Raw genomic sequence first — 14736 nt, 5'->3', positions numbered from 1 at the left:
GGCCGGGGAGGGCGGTAGTATGCCTTAACATCGCCGGGGCCGCTTTGCGGCCCATCGCGACACAAGGCCGCTCCTACAAGGGTTACGCGTTCCCCTGTAGGAGCGGCCTTGCGTCGCGATGGGCTGCAAAGCAGCCCCAAAATTCTGAAGCTATTCCAGATGTTCAGGCTTGATCGGATCGCCCGACTTCACATCCAGCTTTTCGCGAATATCCTTGAACATGTAGTCATAGAGCTTGTGCGGCGAATTCAGGTTCTCGAATTTCTTCGGCGGCGCCAGATACGACTGGGCCTTGCGGGTCAGAAGCATGAGGAAACTGGGCAACACCTGGTCCTTGGCCAGGAAGAACTTTTCTTCCACCGTCTTGCCTTCGATGCTGCCATGCATGTTGAACTGAATGCCTCGGCCTTCCTTGGGGTCCGACACTGCCTCGTATTCGATGTTCAGGTCATAGCTGTGGTCGTTGTTGTTCAGCGCGGTGCGCTCGATGTGTACATGACCGGGGTGGTACTGGGCCATGGCAAGCTCCTTTGGAAGGTCGAAAACGGCGGGCCGCGCAGGCCCGCCCACTGCATTCAACGGTAGCTGATCCCCGGCTTCGCGGTAGAAACCCGTGTGCCGGCGGTGCCTTTGACAATTTCTTCGATGTTTTCCAGCGAACTGATCACCGCCACTTTGCCGGTATTGCGGGCAAAATCACTGGCCGCTTGAACCTTCGGCCCCATGGAGCCGGCGGCAAAGCCCAGCCGTTCCAGTTCGTCGGGGTGCGCCTGGGCAATGGCTTTCTGCGTCGGTTTGCCCCAGTCAATGTACGCCGCATCAACGTCGGTGGCGATTATCAGAAGGTCGGCATCCAGTTGCTCTGCGAGCAAGGCCGAGCACAGGTCCTTGTCGATGACCGCCTCGATGCCCTTGAGCTTGCGGTTTTCGTCGTACATGGTGGGGATGCCACCGCCGCCAGCGCAAATCACGATGCTGTTCTTTTCCAGGAGCCACTTGATCGGGCGGATTTCAAAGATGCGCTTGGGTTTAGGGCTGGCCACCACACGGCGGTACTTGTCGCCGTCGGGCTTGACCACCCAGCCCTTTTCCTTGGCCAGGCGCTCGGCCTCGTCCTTGGCGTAGACCGGGCCGATGAACTTGGTCGGGTCCTTGAAGGCGGGGTCGTTGGCGTCCACTTCGACCTGGGTCAGCAGGGTGGCGAACGGCACTTCGAAGGCCAGCAGGTTACCCAGTTCCTGTTCGATCATGTAGCCGATCATGCCCTCGGTCTCGGCACCTAGCACGTCCAGCGGGTAGGCCTCGTCGGGCTTGTAGGAAAGGCCCTGCAGTGACAGTAGGCCGACTTGCGGGCCGTTGCCGTGGGCGATGACCAGCTCGTTGCCAGGGTGGATCTTGGCGATCTGTTCGGTGGCGGTGCGGATATTGGCGCGCTGGTTGTCAGCGGTCATGGGCTCGCCGCGACGCAGCAGGGCGTTGCCGCCCAATGCAACAACGATACGCATGGGGAATGTCCTTTAACGAAAGAAGGGGGAGCGTTGCTCTCAGGCCGCGCCGCTCCCTGTGTAGGAGCGGGTTTACCCGCGAAGGCGTCGGCAGCACCAGCATCTCAAACAGGGCTGACGCCTTCGCGGGTGAACCCGCTCCTACACAGGGGAGCGGGGTGGCCGCGCTATCGAGTCAGCCCTTACAAGTCAGCCAGGGTCGAAACCAGGATCGCCTTGATCGTGTGCATGCGGTTTTCCGCCTGCTCGAAGGCGATGCAGGCCGGCGACTCGAACACGTCGTCGGTCACTTCGATGCCGTTGGCCAGGTCCGGGTACTGTTCTGCGATCTGCTTGCCTACCTTGGTTTCGGAGTTGTGGAACGCCGGCAGGCAGTGCATGAACTTGGTCCGTGGGTTACCGGTAGCCTTCATCAGCTGCGCGTTCACCTGGTACGGCTTGAGCTGCTTGATGCGCTCGCCCCAGGCTTCGATCGGCTCACCCATCGATACCCACACGTCGGTGTGCACGAAGTCCACGCCCTTGACTGCGGCAACCGGGTCTTCGGTGAGGGTGATGCGCGCGCCGCTTTCCTCTGCGTATTTCTTGCAGCGCTCGACCAGGTCGTCATGTGGCCACAGTGCCTTGGGCGCAGCGATGCGTACGTCCATGCCGAGCTTGGCGCCGATCAGCAGCAGCGAGTTGCCCATGTTGTTGCGCGCGTCGCCCAGGTAGGCGTAGCTGATGTCGTGCAGCGGCTTGTCGCTGTTCTCACGCATGGTCAGCACGTCGGCGATCATCTGGGTGGGGTGGTATTCGTCGGTCAGGCCGTTGAACACCGGCACGCCAGCGAACTTGGCCAGCTCTTCGACGATTTCCTGCTTGAAGCCACGGTACTCGATGGCGTCGTACATGCGCCCGAGCACGCGGGCAGTGTCCTTCATGCTTTCCTTGTGGCCAATCTGCGAAGAGTTCGGGTCGATGTAGGTGACGTTGGCGCCCTGGTCATAGGCGGCCACTTCGAAGGCGCAGCGGGTACGGGTGGAGGTTTTCTCGAAGATCAGGGCGATGTTGTTGCCCTTCAGGTGTTGTTGCTCGGTGCCGGTGTACTTGGCGCGCTTGAGGTCGCGGGACAGGTCCAGCAGGTAGCGCAGCTCACATGTGGTGTGGTGTTCCAGGCTGAGCAGGTTGCGGTTGTGAATGTTGAACGCCATGACTTTTCTCCTTGAGTTTGGTGAGCACACCGGCCGCCGCTTTGTGAGGGCGGCCGGGGGTTATGGTCGTTAGTAGTCGATCGGGTCGCGCACAATCGGGCAGGTCATGCAGTGGCCGCCGCCACGGCCCCGGCCCAGTTCGCCGGCGCTGATGGTGATGACCTCGATGCCGGCCTTGCGCAGCAGGGTATTGGTGTAGGTGTTGCGGTCGTAGCCGATGACCACGCCTGGCTCGATGGCCACCACGTTGTTGCCGTCATCCCACTGTTCGCGCTCGGCAGCGAAGCTGTTGCCGCCGGTCTCGACCACGCGCAGCTTGTCTTTCTTGCCCAGCAACTGCTCGGATACCACCTCGAGGAACGAGGCATCCTGCGGCACGATGTTCATGCCATAGGGCTTGCTGGAGTCTGGGGTGATGATGAACGGCTTGATCTCTTTCACCACCTCCGGGAATACCGTTACAAGATCGCGGTCGCAGAAGCTGAACACGGTGTCCAGGTGCATCGCCGCGCGGGACTTTGGCAGGCCGGCGACGATGACTTTCTCGGCCGCGCCTTTCTCGAACAGGTTTTGAGCCAGTTGGCCGATGGCATGGCGCGAGGTGCGCTCACCCATGCCGATCAGCACGATGCCCTTGCCGACCGGCATCACATCGCCGCCCTCGAGGGTGGCGTTGCCGTGATCCTTGTCTGGGTCGCCATACCAGACCTCGAACTCAGCACCAGTGAATTCCTTGTGGAACTTGTAAATGGCTGTGGTCAGCAGAGTTTCCTGGCGTCGCGCAGGCCAGTACATCGGGTTGAGCGTTACGCCACCGTAGATCCAGCAGGTGGTGTCACGAGTGAATTGGGTGTTGGGCAGCGGCGGCAGAATAAAGCTGGAGTGACCCAGGTACTTGTTGTACATCTTGATCACTTCGGCGCCTTCGCTTACTGGAAGGTCCTGGCCAGCCACACCGCCGATCAGGAACTCGGCCAGGTGGCGCGGCTCAAGGCCTTCGAGCCAGCTGCGTACTTCGTTGGTCAGGCCCACGCCGACGGTGTCGGGGGTGATCTTGCGGTCGAGGATCCACTTCAGGGCCTCTTTGTTCTGCACGATGTCGGTCAGCAGGTTGTGCATCTCCAGCACATCCACACCGCGCTCGCGCATCTTGGTGACGAAGTCGAAATGGTCGCGCTTGGCCTGGTCGACCCAGATCACGTCGTCGAACAGCAGCTCGTCACAGTTGCTCGGTGTCAGGCGCTTGTGCGCCAGGCCCGGCGAGCAAACCATCACTTTGCGCAGTTTGCCGGCTTCGGAGTGGACACCGTACTTCTGTTTATCAGCGGACATGGTTTCATTCCTCCAATTGAACGAAAACGTGGGTCAAAGGGTCAGGAAGCCGTCGTACAAGCCATAGGCTGCCACCAAGGCGCCGATGACCACGGCTGCGAAGATCAGTTTTTCCACGTTGGTGAAGATTGGTTGGCCCACCTCGCGCTTGGCCTTGGCGAACAGGATCACGCCAGGGGCATAGAGCAGGGCCGAGAGCAGCAGGTATTTCACGCCGCCGGCATACAGCAGCCAGATGGCGTATATCAGCGCGATGCCGCCGATGATCAGGTCCTTCTGCCGCTCGGCAAGGGCCTGCTCGTAGGTTTCACTGCGCAGTGCCAGCAGGAAGGCATAGCCAGCCGACCACAGGTAAGGCACCAGGATCATCGAGGTGGCAAGGTAAATCAGCGACAGGTATGTACTGCTGGAGAACAGGGTGATGACCAGGAAGATCTGCACCATGGCGTTGGTCAGCCACAGGGCGTTGGCCGGCACCTGGTTGGCGTTCTCGCGGCGCAGGAACTCCGGCATGGTGTGGTCCTTGGCTGCGGCGAACATGATCTCGGCGCACAGCAGCACCCACGACAGCAGGGCCCCCAGCAGCGAGATGATCAGGCCGACGCTGATCAGCACCGCGCCCCAGTGGCCGACCACATGCTCCAGTACCGCGGCCATCGAAGGGTTCTGCAGCTTGGCCAGTTCCGGTTGGGTCATGATGCCCAGCGACAGCACGTTGACCAGCACCAGGAACAGCAGCACGGTGACAAAGCCGATGACCGTGGCCTTACCTACGTCAGAGCGTTTTTCCGCCCGTGACGAGAAGATGCTCGCGCCCTCGATGCCGATGAACACCCACACGGTGACCAGCATCATGTTGCGCACCTGGTTCATTACGCTGCCCAGTTCCGGTGTGCCAACGCCCCAGATGTCGGCGGTGAAGATATCGAGCTTGAAGGCGAACAGGCAGATCAGGGCGAACAGTACCAGCGGCACCACTTTGGCCACGGTGGTGACCAGGTTGATGAACGCCGCTTCCTTGATGCCGCGCAACACCAGGAAGTGCACTGCCCACAACAGCACCGACGCGCCAATGATGGCGGCGGGGGTGTTGCCTTCGCCAAAGATCGGGAAGAAGTAGCCCAAGGTGCTGAACAGCAGTACAAAGTAGCCGACGTTGCCCAGCCAGGCACTGATCCAGTAGCCCCAGGCCGAGGAAAAGCCCATGTAATCGCCAAAACCAGCCTTGGCGTAGGCATACACCCCGCCGTCCAGGTCAGGCTTGCGGTTGGCCAGGGTCTGGAACACGAACGCCAGGGTCAGCATGCCGACTGCGGTGATGGCCCAACCGATCAGTACCGCGCCAACCCCCGCGCTGGCGGCCATGTTTTGCGGCAGCGAGAAGATCCCGCCACCGATCATCGAGCCGACTACAAGTGCAACTAACGCACCGAGCTTTAGTTTTCCGGAAGAATCAGACATTTAACAACTCCTGCCAGGAGAAAGTTGACGACAGAATAAATCCGACGCCTGGGCCAACGACTGACTTGGGTCAGTTTATGGCTACGTGAAGTAGGAAAATTCCTTCACGGGGCTCCTGGAGAGTGCCGACAGCTTCTGCTGCAGGCCTTGCGCGCTGGCACCTCCATGTCCATCTAGAGCAAACGCTCTGTTTGGCCTGCGATGCTTGAAGCTAGCCGCTTTTGCCGCTTTCGCAAATTTTTCACAAGAATTTCGAGTTTTATCGGGAACTTTTCTAGATGCTCCTTAGCTGCTAGTTTTTAAGGAGGGCTGCATAGACAAAGCAGTTATGAGTGCTATAGCTTCAATGGCCTGATTTATTATAAGTAACAATGTTTATTTGGCTCGCAGGGCCGTTTCAAACGTATGACAGCGCGTGAAAAAATGGGGGATTCATGAGCGAACCGGGACAGAAGCTGCGCCTGGGCGCGCTGATCGCGCTGGTGGTCGGCTCGATGATTGGGGGCGGGATCTTTTCGCTGCCGCAGAACATGGCTGCGCGTGCCGATGTGGGCGCGGTACTGATCGGCTGGAGCATCACCGCAGTCGGCATGCTGGCCCTGGCCTTCGTGTTCCAGACCCTGGCCAACCGCAAGCCTGAACTGGATTCGGGCGTGTATGCCTATGCCAAGGCCGGTTTCGGTGACTACATGGGCTTTTCGTCGGCCTGGGGCTACTGGATCAGCGCCTGGTTGGGCAACGTCGGCTACTTCGTGCTGCTGTTCAGCACCTTGGGCTTCTACTTCCCGGTCTTCGGCGAAGGCAACACGCCTATCGCCATCGGCTGTGCCTCGCTGCTGCTGTGGGCGGTGCATTTCCTGGTGCTGCGCGGCATCAAGGAAGCGGCGTTCATCAACCAGGTAACCACCGTGGCCAAGGTGGTGCCGTTGTTGATATTCGTGGTGATCGCGGCATTCGCCTTCCGCGCTGATATCTTCACCCGTGACATCTGGGGCTTGAGCAACCCGCAGTTCGGCAACGTACTGGACCAGGTGCGCAACATGATGCTGGTCACCGTGTTCGTGTTCATCGGCATCGAGGGCGCCAGCGTGTATTCCGGCCGTGCCCAGCGCCGCTCGGACGTGGGCAAGGCCACGGTGATCGGGTTCCTGGGCGTACTGGCGCTGCTGGTGCTGGTCAACGTGCTTTCGCTGGGGGTGATGACCCAGCCGGAGCTGGCTGGGTTGCAGAACCCGTCACTGGCTTCGGTGCTGGAGCATATCGTCGGGCCCTGGGGCGCCTTGCTGATCAGCCTCGGCCTGGCGGTATCACTGCTCGGCGCGTTGCTGTCCTGGGCGCTGCTGTGTGCGGAGATCCTTTATGCCACGGCGCGCGACAAGACCATGCCGCGCTTTCTGGCCAAGGAAAACGCCAACCATGTGCCGGCCAATGCCCTGTGGCTGACCAACTGCATGATCCAGGGCTTCTTGCTGATCACGCTGTTTTCGGCCGGTACCTACACCAGCCTGATCTACCTGGCCTCGTCGATGATCCTGGTGCCTTACCTGTGGTCGGCGGCGTATGCCGTGCTGCTGGCAGTGCGTGCAGAAACCTATGCCGGGCAGCCGGGGCTGCGGCGCAAGGACCTGCTGGTGGCGCTGGTGGCCTTGCTGTACGCCGTGTGGCTGTTGTACGCCGGCGGGCTCAAGTACCTGCTGCTGTCAGCGCTGTTGTACGCCCCCGGTGTGATCCTGTTCGCCAGGGCCAAGCATGAGCAGGGCCAGACGTTGTTCACGACCTGGGAAAAGCTGATTTTTGCCGCCGTACTGGCGGGCGCTGCGCTGGCGGCCTACGCCCTTTATTCAGGGCTGCTGAGCTTGTGACGGTGCGGGGCAGGCGTGTTCCGGGCGCGACCAGATCCACAGGTTGCCCAGGGTCATGCCGGCAATGGCCAGGAACACCGGCCAGTGGTGTTCCAGGAAGGTCAGCATCAGGCTTGCGCACAGCAGCATGCTGATGGTCGCGCTGACTTTGGCGCGGCGCTGGATCACCTTGCCATTGCGCCAGTTGTACAGGATCGGCCCGAACAGCCGGTGGTTCTCCAGCCAGGCCGACAGGCGCGGCGAGCTGCGGGTAGCCGCCCAGGCGGCCAGCAGGATGAACTCGGTGGTCGGCAGGCCCGGAATCACAATCGCGACCAGGCCCACGCCCAGGCTCACGTAAGCCAGGATTCCATACAGCAGGCGGGCGAGTTTCGAGCGGGCGGGTCGGGTCATGGTCTCACTGCATAAAACGGTTCGGCCACCGAAAGGGTGGCCGGCTACGGCGTATCAAACCAGCGCGGCATCTGCAGCATAGGCGTGCTTTAGCAGCTCGGTGAAGCGTTCGAAGGCGGCGACCGCGCCGCGTTCGGCAGCGGCTTCCTCTTCGCCAGACAACTCCAGGCCATCGAGGATGCGGGTGAACTGCTTCCAGCCTTCGGCCCGGCCACCGGCCGGTTCGCCCAGGTGGCGGGCGCCGAAGCTGTCGGACAGTTCCAGCGCCACGGCACGCTTGATCAGAAACGCAGCGCCCAGTTTGGAGCCTTCGGAGACGAAGATCCAGCCCATTGCCTCGCCCAGGCTTGGGTTGCCCAGGGCGCCTGGCACGGCTGCGGGTACTTCGGTGTCGAGGTCGGCGAGGTCCAGGCGGGCCTGGTCGGCACGGCAGCGCTCGGCCAGGTCAGGGACGATGGCGATCAGTTGCGGGTCGTTGTACAGGGCCTGCAGCTCGGACTGGAACAGGTACTGGGCGACCACGAAACGGGCGAAGCTTTCGCGGCTGTCGAACGGCGCGTGGGATTTGACCAGGGCATCCAGCTCGGCGTGCGGGGCGTGGGTGATCTGGTTCAGGCGCTGGGAGCGCAGGGCTGGGCGGTCGGTCATGGGGCAGTCCTTGGAAAGAGGGGCGTCTAGAGACAAGACGAAACAGCGGGGGCGGGACAGTAAAAAAACTGGGTATTTACAGATTGGTTATTGCAGCGCCTGGGAGATCGAGCGCCGCCCGCGCGGCGCTTCGCGGCTAAAGCCGCTCCTACATTTGTTTCGGGCCAGTCCATCCTGTCCCAGGCGCGCGCGACCGCCTTGTTTGTACGACGCGATATCGAGGCGTGCGCCAAGGCGTTCGCGCGCAATTCCCACAGGCATAATTGGCCCGAAACAAACGTAGGAGCGGCTTTAGCCGCGAAGCGCCGCGCGGGCGGCGCTCGATCTCGCAGGCGATGCAAATCTGAAACGATCAGATATCCCAAACCACATTGATACCGAAATTGCGCCCCGGCATGGTCAGGCGGTCGATATTGGCCGGTTGGGTCACACCGGCTTCACCCTGGCCGTCGTAGCTGCGTACCGAGTCCCACTGCCAGTATTTCTTGTCGGTGAGGTTGTACAGGCCGGCGTTGATGGTGACGTCGTCGGTGACCTTGTAGTAGCCGCTCAGGTCCAGCACGCCATAGCCCGGGGTGCGGAACTTGGAGGTCGAGCCGTCGGGCGAGTAGAAGGTGGTGTCGTCGACACGGGTCTTGCGCTTGACCAGCGTCCAGCTCAACAGGCCGCCGTAGTTCTGCTGGTCGTAGCCCAGGCCGAACACCCCCTTCAGCGGGTTGACGCTGTTCAGCGGCTCGCCAGTGTCATCGTTGCGGCCGTAGGTGTAGGCAATCGAGCCTTGGGTGTACAGGCCCTGCGGCGCACCGAAGTGGTCGAGGTTCAGGCGGCCTTTGACCTCGGCACCCTTGATGGTGGCGTGCTTGATGTTGTTGGCCTGGAAGGTCTGTTCCAGGTTGGCACCCTGCACGGCGTCTTCGTCGATGAAGTCGCGGTATTTGTTGTAGAACACCGCCACGTCGAAGTTGCCAGCGTCGAAGTTGCCACGCAGGCCGGTTTCGTAGCTTTTGCTCTTTTCCGGTTCAAGGCCCGGGTTGCCTTCTACACGGTAACCTTCTTCAAGGTTCACGAATTTACCGTACATGGACTTCGCGGTCGGTGTACGGAAGCCTTCGGCGTATTGGCCGTACCAGGTGTAGTTGTCGTTGAAGGCGTAGGTCAGGCCGAACTTGGGCGAGACGCGGTGCCACTTCTTGTCCGAGTCGTCCTGCGAAGTGGGCGCCGTGCCGGTGGACTCCAGGCCACGCAGGAATTCCTCGGTGAACTTGGGTTCCATGCGCGTGTAGTCGTAGCGGGCGCCGGGCATGAAGGTCCAGTTGTTCCAGCGGATCTCGTCCTGGACGAACAGGCTGTAAGTGTTCACCGTTGGGTCCGGGAAGTCGCTGACCAAGGCCTGCGAGTCAGCCGTGCTGACTTGGCCAATGGCCCGGCAAGCGCCGCCGACAGCCAGGCAGGTGCCTGTGCCGCTGCGCGATCCGGTAACCTTCTCATGCTTCAGGGTTGCGCCGTAGGTCAGCAGGTGGTCGGTCTGGCCAATGCTGAATGCCTTGTCCAGCTGAGCGTCGAACATCCATTGGCGGTCTTTGTAGGTGGTATCGCGGGTACGCAGCACTGTGCGGCTGAAGGGGAAGTAGACTTCCTCGGTATGCTGGTCGGTCTTGGCGATCTGGTAGTTGAGGCTCCACTTGATGTGGTCAGCTACCAGGGAATCCAGGCCAAATTCGTGATTGATACCGAAGCGCTCGCGGGAAATGGTGTCTTCGCCGGTACGGCTGCGGTACATGCCCAGGCCGGTACCGTTGGTGAACGGCCCGCCCACTGCGCTGAGGATGTTCTGGTCGCGGTCATCCTTGTAGTGCTCGTAGGTAAAACCCAGGCGGGCGTCGTCGGCATAGTTCCAACCCAGCTTGGCCAGCACGTTGGTGGTGCGCACGTCCATCGGGTTGGCCTCGGTGCGCGACAGGCCGTCACCGCTGTGGCCGCCGTGGGTCTCGGTTTCGTGGCCATTGCGCTGGCTCAGGTGCAGCAAGCCGTCGAAATCGCCCTGGCGGCCGGCGACGGTGGCGGAGGTCAGCCAGCTTTCGTCGGCCGAGCTGTAGCCGGTCTTCAGGCGTGCGCCCACGTCCTTGCCGGGCTTGATGATGTCGTCCGGGTCGAGGGTGAAGTAGCTCACCGCGCCGCCGATGGCGTTGCTGCCGTACAGCACCGAGGCCGGGCCGCGGAGGATTTCCACGCGCTTGACGATTTCCGGGTCCACGTAGTTGCGCTGGGTCTGGGCGTAGGGGCCATAGAAGAAGCTGTCGGGGATCGACACGCCGTCGATCTGGGTGAGGATTCGCTCACCGTCGATACCGCGGATGTTGTAGCCGTTCAGGCCACTGCGCTGGCCAGTGCCGGCCACCGATACACCCGGCTCGTAGCGCACCAGGTCCTGAATGTTGTTGACGTTCTGCCGGTCCAGTTGCTCCCGGGTCTGCACGCTGACGGTGCTCGGCACCTGGCTGACGTCCTGGGCGCTACGGGTGGCGCTGACGGTAACCTGCTGCAGGGCAATCACATTGCCGCTGGTTTGGCGTTCGAGCACCACGTTGCCGTTGCTGATCTTGCGAAAGCTCAGGCCGGTTCCGTGCAGAAGGCGCTTGAGTGCGGCATCTGGCGGCAGCGAACCCTGTACCCCTGGTGAGGCCACTCCATCGGCCAGCTCAGCGCTGAAGCCGACCTGCCAGCCGGTGACCTGGCTGAAGGCGTTGATTGCCGACACCAGCGGCTGCTGGCCGATGCTGAAGCGGTAGTCGCCCATGCGTGGGCTACTGGCCTGGGCCGGCTCGGCGGCCAGCGCCGGCAGGCTGCAGGCGCCGCTGGCGAGCAGAGCCAAGGTCAGGAAGGACAGTTGCCCTGTACGGCGGGGTAGGGTGGACGAACGGGTAGGACCTGTGGACATCGAAAGCGCTCCCAGACGCGCGGACTGTTATAGGTGATGGCTGTTCTCGTTTTCAAACAAGAATCAGTTGCATTGGCTATAACGAGACGGGCGGGGCAGCGCGATCGCGTAAAAATAATTTGCTGGCTCTCGCAAGCGGTCCGCATACCCTGTGGGCTTTAGCCGCGAAGAATCCAACGTGGTGGATGGCACCGGGGCTGCGCCGGTGTTCGCGGCTAAAGCCGCTCAACGATGCGTGTACCTGCTGTGATCAGTTCAGGATCACCAGCGCTGGGTACTCATGCAGCTGTGCCGAGGTGATGTGGGCCAGCGCGCGCAGGGTTTCCAGCGGTTGGTCGAGGCGGTAGTTGCCGGTGACGGCAACGTCTTCCAGTTGCGCATTGCGGTTGATGATCCAGCCTGGGTAATAGCGCCGCACCTCGGCCAGCACTTGGCTTAACGGGCAGTTCTCGAACACCAGGCGGCCGTCGACCCAGGCCAGGTCCTTGTGCATGTCGGGGCGCTGGCGTTGGCCAAAGCCTTGCGGGCCGACGCTGATGCTGTCGCCAGCGCTCAGGCGGATGCGCTGGTCGCGGGCCCCCTGCAGGTCGACATCGCCACGCTGCACCCGTACTTGCGCCTCGCCGTCCAGGTAGCGCACGGCAAAGTCGGTGTCACGCACCTGTGCGCGCAACGGCCCGGCCTCCACCTCCAGTGGCAGCAGCGTGCCCTCGGGCACCTGGAAGTAAGCCTCGCCCTGCAGCAGCCGGGCGACCTGGCGCCCGTCACGGCGGTCGCTGGCAAATGCCGAGTTGGTGTTGAGCAGCACTTTTGCGCCGTCTTCCAGCTGCAGGCGCTGGCGCTCGCCCACCACGGTCAGATGGTCGGCCTGCAGGCGCACAGGCAGGTTGCCGAGGGTGAACAGCCCGACCAGCAGCACGGCGGCAGTGGCCAGGGGTTTCCAGTGGCTGCGCAAGCGCCCGCGCCACGAGCGGCGCTGCTGTTGGTGCATCTGCGTGGCCACCTGGTGCAGTGGCGTACCGTTCCACAGTGCTTCTGCCTCGACATAGGCCTCGGCGTTTTCCGGCGCCGCACTCAGCCAGGCTTCGAAGGCCTGGGTGTCCTCGGCATCGGCGCATTGCAGGCGTACCAGCCAGTCCAGCGCCTCGTCCATGGCACGAGCACGGGCACTGGGCCCGGCAGGTGACGGGCGAGGGGCGGGGCTGTCGGTCACGGTGAATCCTTGAATGGTTTTTTGCGAATGATCAAGGCTAGGGCGGGGTGTGGCAAGGGCTTTGCGTTACCGCTCGCCTGTTCTCGGCTCACTTGAGGCGGTCGGCGACACCCATGCAGATCGCCATGATCAGTTTCAGTTCCTTCTGTACCGTGCTGGCCGAAACATTCAGTTGTTCGGCAATTTCCAGGTAGGTGGCGCCATGCAGCCGGCTGAGGATGAAGATGCGCTGCTGGCGCTCGCTCAGCTGGTTAAGGCTGACGCTCAGGTGCTTGAGCAACTGTTCGGCATGGGCGGCATCCTCGCTGCTGCTGGCGGGGGCGGCAATGCTGTGCAGGACCTCGTCGGGTACGTCGTCGACCAACATGCGCGCCTGCACCCGGCGCGCGCGCAGGTGGTCGAGGGCCAGGTTGCGTGCGGTCTGGAACACGAACGGCTCGATATGCTCGATGGGCCGCTCACCCAAGGCGCGGGACACCCGCAGGTAGGTTTCCTGCAGCAGGTCCTCGGCGGTGCTGGGGTTGCCGACCATGCGCTGCAAGGTGCGCAGCAAGGTAAGCCGCTGGACGAGGAAGACAGAGTTGAACCGGGACTGACTCACGGGGGGACCTGGCCGACGAAAGGTTAATGATAATGCTTATCATCCGTGTCGCAGGTCAAGTGTGGAAATGTTAGGAAAAGGTAAAGATTGTGAGTCTGCAGGTGTATGGCGGAGGAATTTCTGTGTATTTGAGATTGAGCGCCGCCCGCGCGGCGCTTCGCAGCACAAGGCTGCTCCTACATCTGTTTCGGGCCAGTCATGCCTGTGCCTTTGTGCGCGACCGCCTTGTTTGCCCGTCGCGATATCGAGGTGGACGCCAAGGGGCCGCGCGCGCCTTTCTCAGGAATAACTGGCCCGAAACAGATGTAGGAGCAGCCTTGTGCTGCGAAGCGCCGCGCGGGCGGCGCTCGATCTCACAGACGCCCAAAATGCCGCGTCATACTCACCGGGCGCTACACAACGCCAAACAGTTATCCAGCATCCGGTTGCTGAACCCCCATTCGTTGTCATACCACGCCAGCACCTTGAGCATGCGCCCGTTGGCCCGGGTATGGTTGGCATCGAAGATCGACGACAGCGGGTTGTGGTTGAAATCGCATGAAACCAACGGCAAGGCGTTGTAGCCCAATACCCTGGAATGCTTGCTGGCTTCAAGGAACAGCTGGTTGACCTGCTCGGTCGTGGCCTCGCGCTTGAGGTTGACGGTGAGGTCCACCAGCGACACGTTGATCACCGGCACCCGCACCGCCATGCCGGTCAGCTTGCCGGCCAGTTCCGGCAGCACCAGGCCAACGGCCTCGGCGGCGCCGGTCTTGCTCGGGATCATCGACTGGGTCGCCGAGCGCGCGCGGTACGGGTCGCCGTGGTACACGTCGGTGAGCACCTGGTCGTTGGTGTAGGCATGAATGGTGGTCATCAGGCCCTGTTCGATACCAAATTCACGGTCCAGCACCTGGGCGATCGGCGCCAGGCAGTTGGTGGTGCAGGAGGCGTTGGAAATGACCTGGTGCGAGGCCCGCAGAATGTCGTGGTTGACCCCATACACCACAGTGGCGTCGGCACCCTTGGCAGGCGCCGAGACAATCACCTTGCCAGCCCCGGCGGCCAAATGCGCGGCGGCCTTGGCGCGGTCGGTGAACAGCCCGGTGCACTCGAACACCACGTCGATCGCCTCGGCCTTCCAGGGCAGTTCGGCCGGGTTGCGGATGGCACTGACCGAAATACGGTCACCGTTGACCGTCAGGCTTTCGTGGTCGGCTTCGACAGTGGCGTCGAAGGTGCCGTGCACGCTGTCGTACTTGAGCAGGTGGGCATTCATGGCGCTGTCGCCCAGGTCGTTGATGGCGACGACCTGCAGGTCCTGGCGGTAACCTTGGGTATACAGTGCGCGCAGGACGTTGCGCCCGATGCGGCCGAATCCATTGATGGCGATGCGTAGGGTCATGGCAGTACCTCTGGCGGTCCGAGTGAAAGCTATGGCACAAAGGGGCTTCACTGAAACGGTTTTGTTGTTGGAATTACAAGATTATTCACTATCAGATAGAAAACAAGCCTTTTTAGTGGCAGTATTTTGTTTAAACATACAACGAGTGGTTGGGCGACGTGCCTCCACCGATGCAGCGGGCTCCTTACCTTGAGCCTAGGCCGCAA

General features: G+C 61.9%; 12 protein-coding genes. 1 reads left to right on the top strand and 11 read right to left on the bottom strand.

Annotated features, from left to right (window positions below; all coding sequences use genetic code 11):
* Positions 1-150: 150 nt before the first annotated feature.
* The 5 genes from ACIP1G_RS07665 to arcD (ACIP1G_RS07645) form a co-directional block, all read right to left on the bottom strand.
* Positions 151-519, bottom strand: coding sequence for a DUF5064 family protein (locus ACIP1G_RS07665; protein ID WP_400735185.1), 369 nt, complete (start codon positions 517-519; stop codon positions 151-153).
* A 56-nt stretch (positions 520-575) separates the two neighbouring features.
* Positions 576-1505, bottom strand: a complete 930-nt coding sequence (arcC, locus tag ACIP1G_RS07660) for a carbamate kinase (protein ID WP_400735183.1) — start codon at positions 1503-1505, stop codon at positions 576-578.
* Between the two features lie 182 nt (positions 1506-1687).
* Positions 1688-2698: an ornithine carbamoyltransferase gene (locus tag ACIP1G_RS07655; protein ID WP_400735181.1), complete on the bottom strand. Its 1011-nt coding sequence runs from the start codon at positions 2696-2698 to the stop codon at positions 1688-1690.
* Positions 2699-2767: 69 nt separating this feature from the next.
* Positions 2768-4030, bottom strand: a complete 1263-nt coding sequence (gene arcA, locus ACIP1G_RS07650) for an arginine deiminase (RefSeq protein WP_400735180.1) — start codon at positions 4028-4030, stop codon at positions 2768-2770.
* 33 nt (positions 4031-4063) lie between these two features.
* On the bottom strand, positions 4064-5491 hold the full coding sequence (arcD, locus tag ACIP1G_RS07645; RefSeq protein ID WP_400735178.1) for an arginine-ornithine antiporter: 1428 nt from the start codon (positions 5489-5491) through the stop codon (positions 4064-4066).
* A 434-nt stretch (positions 5492-5925) separates the two neighbouring features.
* On the opposite strand from arcD (ACIP1G_RS07645), the gene arcD (ACIP1G_RS07640) reads away from it, so the two are divergent.
* Positions 5926-7353, top strand: coding sequence for an arginine-ornithine antiporter (gene arcD, locus ACIP1G_RS07640; protein ID WP_400735176.1), 1428 nt, complete (start codon positions 5926-5928; stop codon positions 7351-7353).
* Here the strand turns inward: arcD (ACIP1G_RS07640) and ACIP1G_RS07635 are convergent.
* The 6 genes from ACIP1G_RS07635 to gap form a co-directional block, all read right to left on the bottom strand.
* Entirely contained in the window at positions 7333-7746 is a 414-nt protein-coding gene (locus ACIP1G_RS07635) for a YbaN family protein (RefSeq protein WP_400735174.1), read from the bottom strand. The genes arcD (ACIP1G_RS07640) and ACIP1G_RS07635 overlap by 21 nt on opposite strands.
* A 54-nt stretch (positions 7747-7800) precedes the next feature.
* Complete coding sequence (locus tag ACIP1G_RS07630; RefSeq protein WP_400735172.1) at positions 7801-8394, bottom strand: biliverdin-producing heme oxygenase; 594 nt, start codon at positions 8392-8394, stop codon at positions 7801-7803.
* A 352-nt stretch (positions 8395-8746) separates the two neighbouring features.
* Positions 8747-11332 (bottom strand): TonB-dependent receptor, encoded by a 2586-nt coding sequence (locus tag ACIP1G_RS07625; protein ID WP_400735170.1) that lies wholly within the window; start codon positions 11330-11332, stop codon positions 8747-8749.
* Between the two features lie 250 nt (positions 11333-11582).
* Entirely contained in the window at positions 11583-12545 is a 963-nt protein-coding gene (locus ACIP1G_RS07620; RefSeq protein WP_400735168.1) for a FecR family protein, read from the bottom strand.
* Positions 12546-12633: 88 nt separating this feature from the next.
* Positions 12634-13146, bottom strand: coding sequence for an RNA polymerase sigma factor (locus ACIP1G_RS07615; protein ID WP_400735166.1), 513 nt, complete (start codon positions 13144-13146; stop codon positions 12634-12636).
* Between the two features lie 382 nt (positions 13147-13528).
* Positions 13529-14530 (bottom strand): type I glyceraldehyde-3-phosphate dehydrogenase, encoded by a 1002-nt coding sequence (gene gap, locus ACIP1G_RS07610; protein WP_400735164.1) that lies wholly within the window; start codon positions 14528-14530, stop codon positions 13529-13531.
* Positions 14531-14736 lie beyond the last annotated feature (206 nt).

Source organism: Pseudomonas sp. NPDC089392 (assembly GCF_044749595.1).
Classification (GTDB): domain Bacteria; phylum Pseudomonadota; class Gammaproteobacteria; order Pseudomonadales; family Pseudomonadaceae; genus Aquipseudomonas.
The sequence above is the reverse complement of the archived record's forward strand: the minus strand, read 5'-3'. Positions and strand labels throughout refer to the sequence as shown.

Coding starts and splice junctions, on each gene's coding strand:
- ACIP1G_RS07665 (WP_400735185.1), bottom strand. CDS start 519: ATGGCCCAGTACCACCCCGGTCATGTACACATCGAGCGCACCGCGCTG.
- arcC (WP_400735183.1), bottom strand. CDS start 1,505: ATGCGTATCGTTGTTGCATTGGGCGGCAACGCCCTGCTGCGTCGCGGC.
- ACIP1G_RS07655 (WP_400735181.1), bottom strand. CDS start 2,698: ATGGCGTTCAACATTCACAACCGCAACCTGCTCAGCCTGGAACACCAC.
- arcA (WP_400735180.1), bottom strand. CDS start 4,030: ATGTCCGCTGATAAACAGAAGTACGGTGTCCACTCCGAAGCCGGCAAA.
- arcD (WP_400735178.1), bottom strand. CDS start 5,491: ATGTCTGATTCTTCCGGAAAACTAAAGCTCGGTGCGTTAGTTGCACTT.
- arcD (WP_400735176.1), top strand. CDS start 5,926: ATGAGCGAACCGGGACAGAAGCTGCGCCTGGGCGCGCTGATCGCGCTG.
- ACIP1G_RS07635 (WP_400735174.1), bottom strand. CDS start 7,746: ATGACCCGACCCGCCCGCTCGAAACTCGCCCGCCTGCTGTATGGAATC.
- ACIP1G_RS07630 (WP_400735172.1), bottom strand. CDS start 8,394: ATGACCGACCGCCCAGCCCTGCGCTCCCAGCGCCTGAACCAGATCACC.
- ACIP1G_RS07625 (WP_400735170.1), bottom strand. CDS start 11,332: ATGTCCACAGGTCCTACCCGTTCGTCCACCCTACCCCGCCGTACAGGG.
- gap (WP_400735164.1), bottom strand. CDS start 14,530: ATGACCCTACGCATCGCCATCAATGGATTCGGCCGCATCGGGCGCAAC.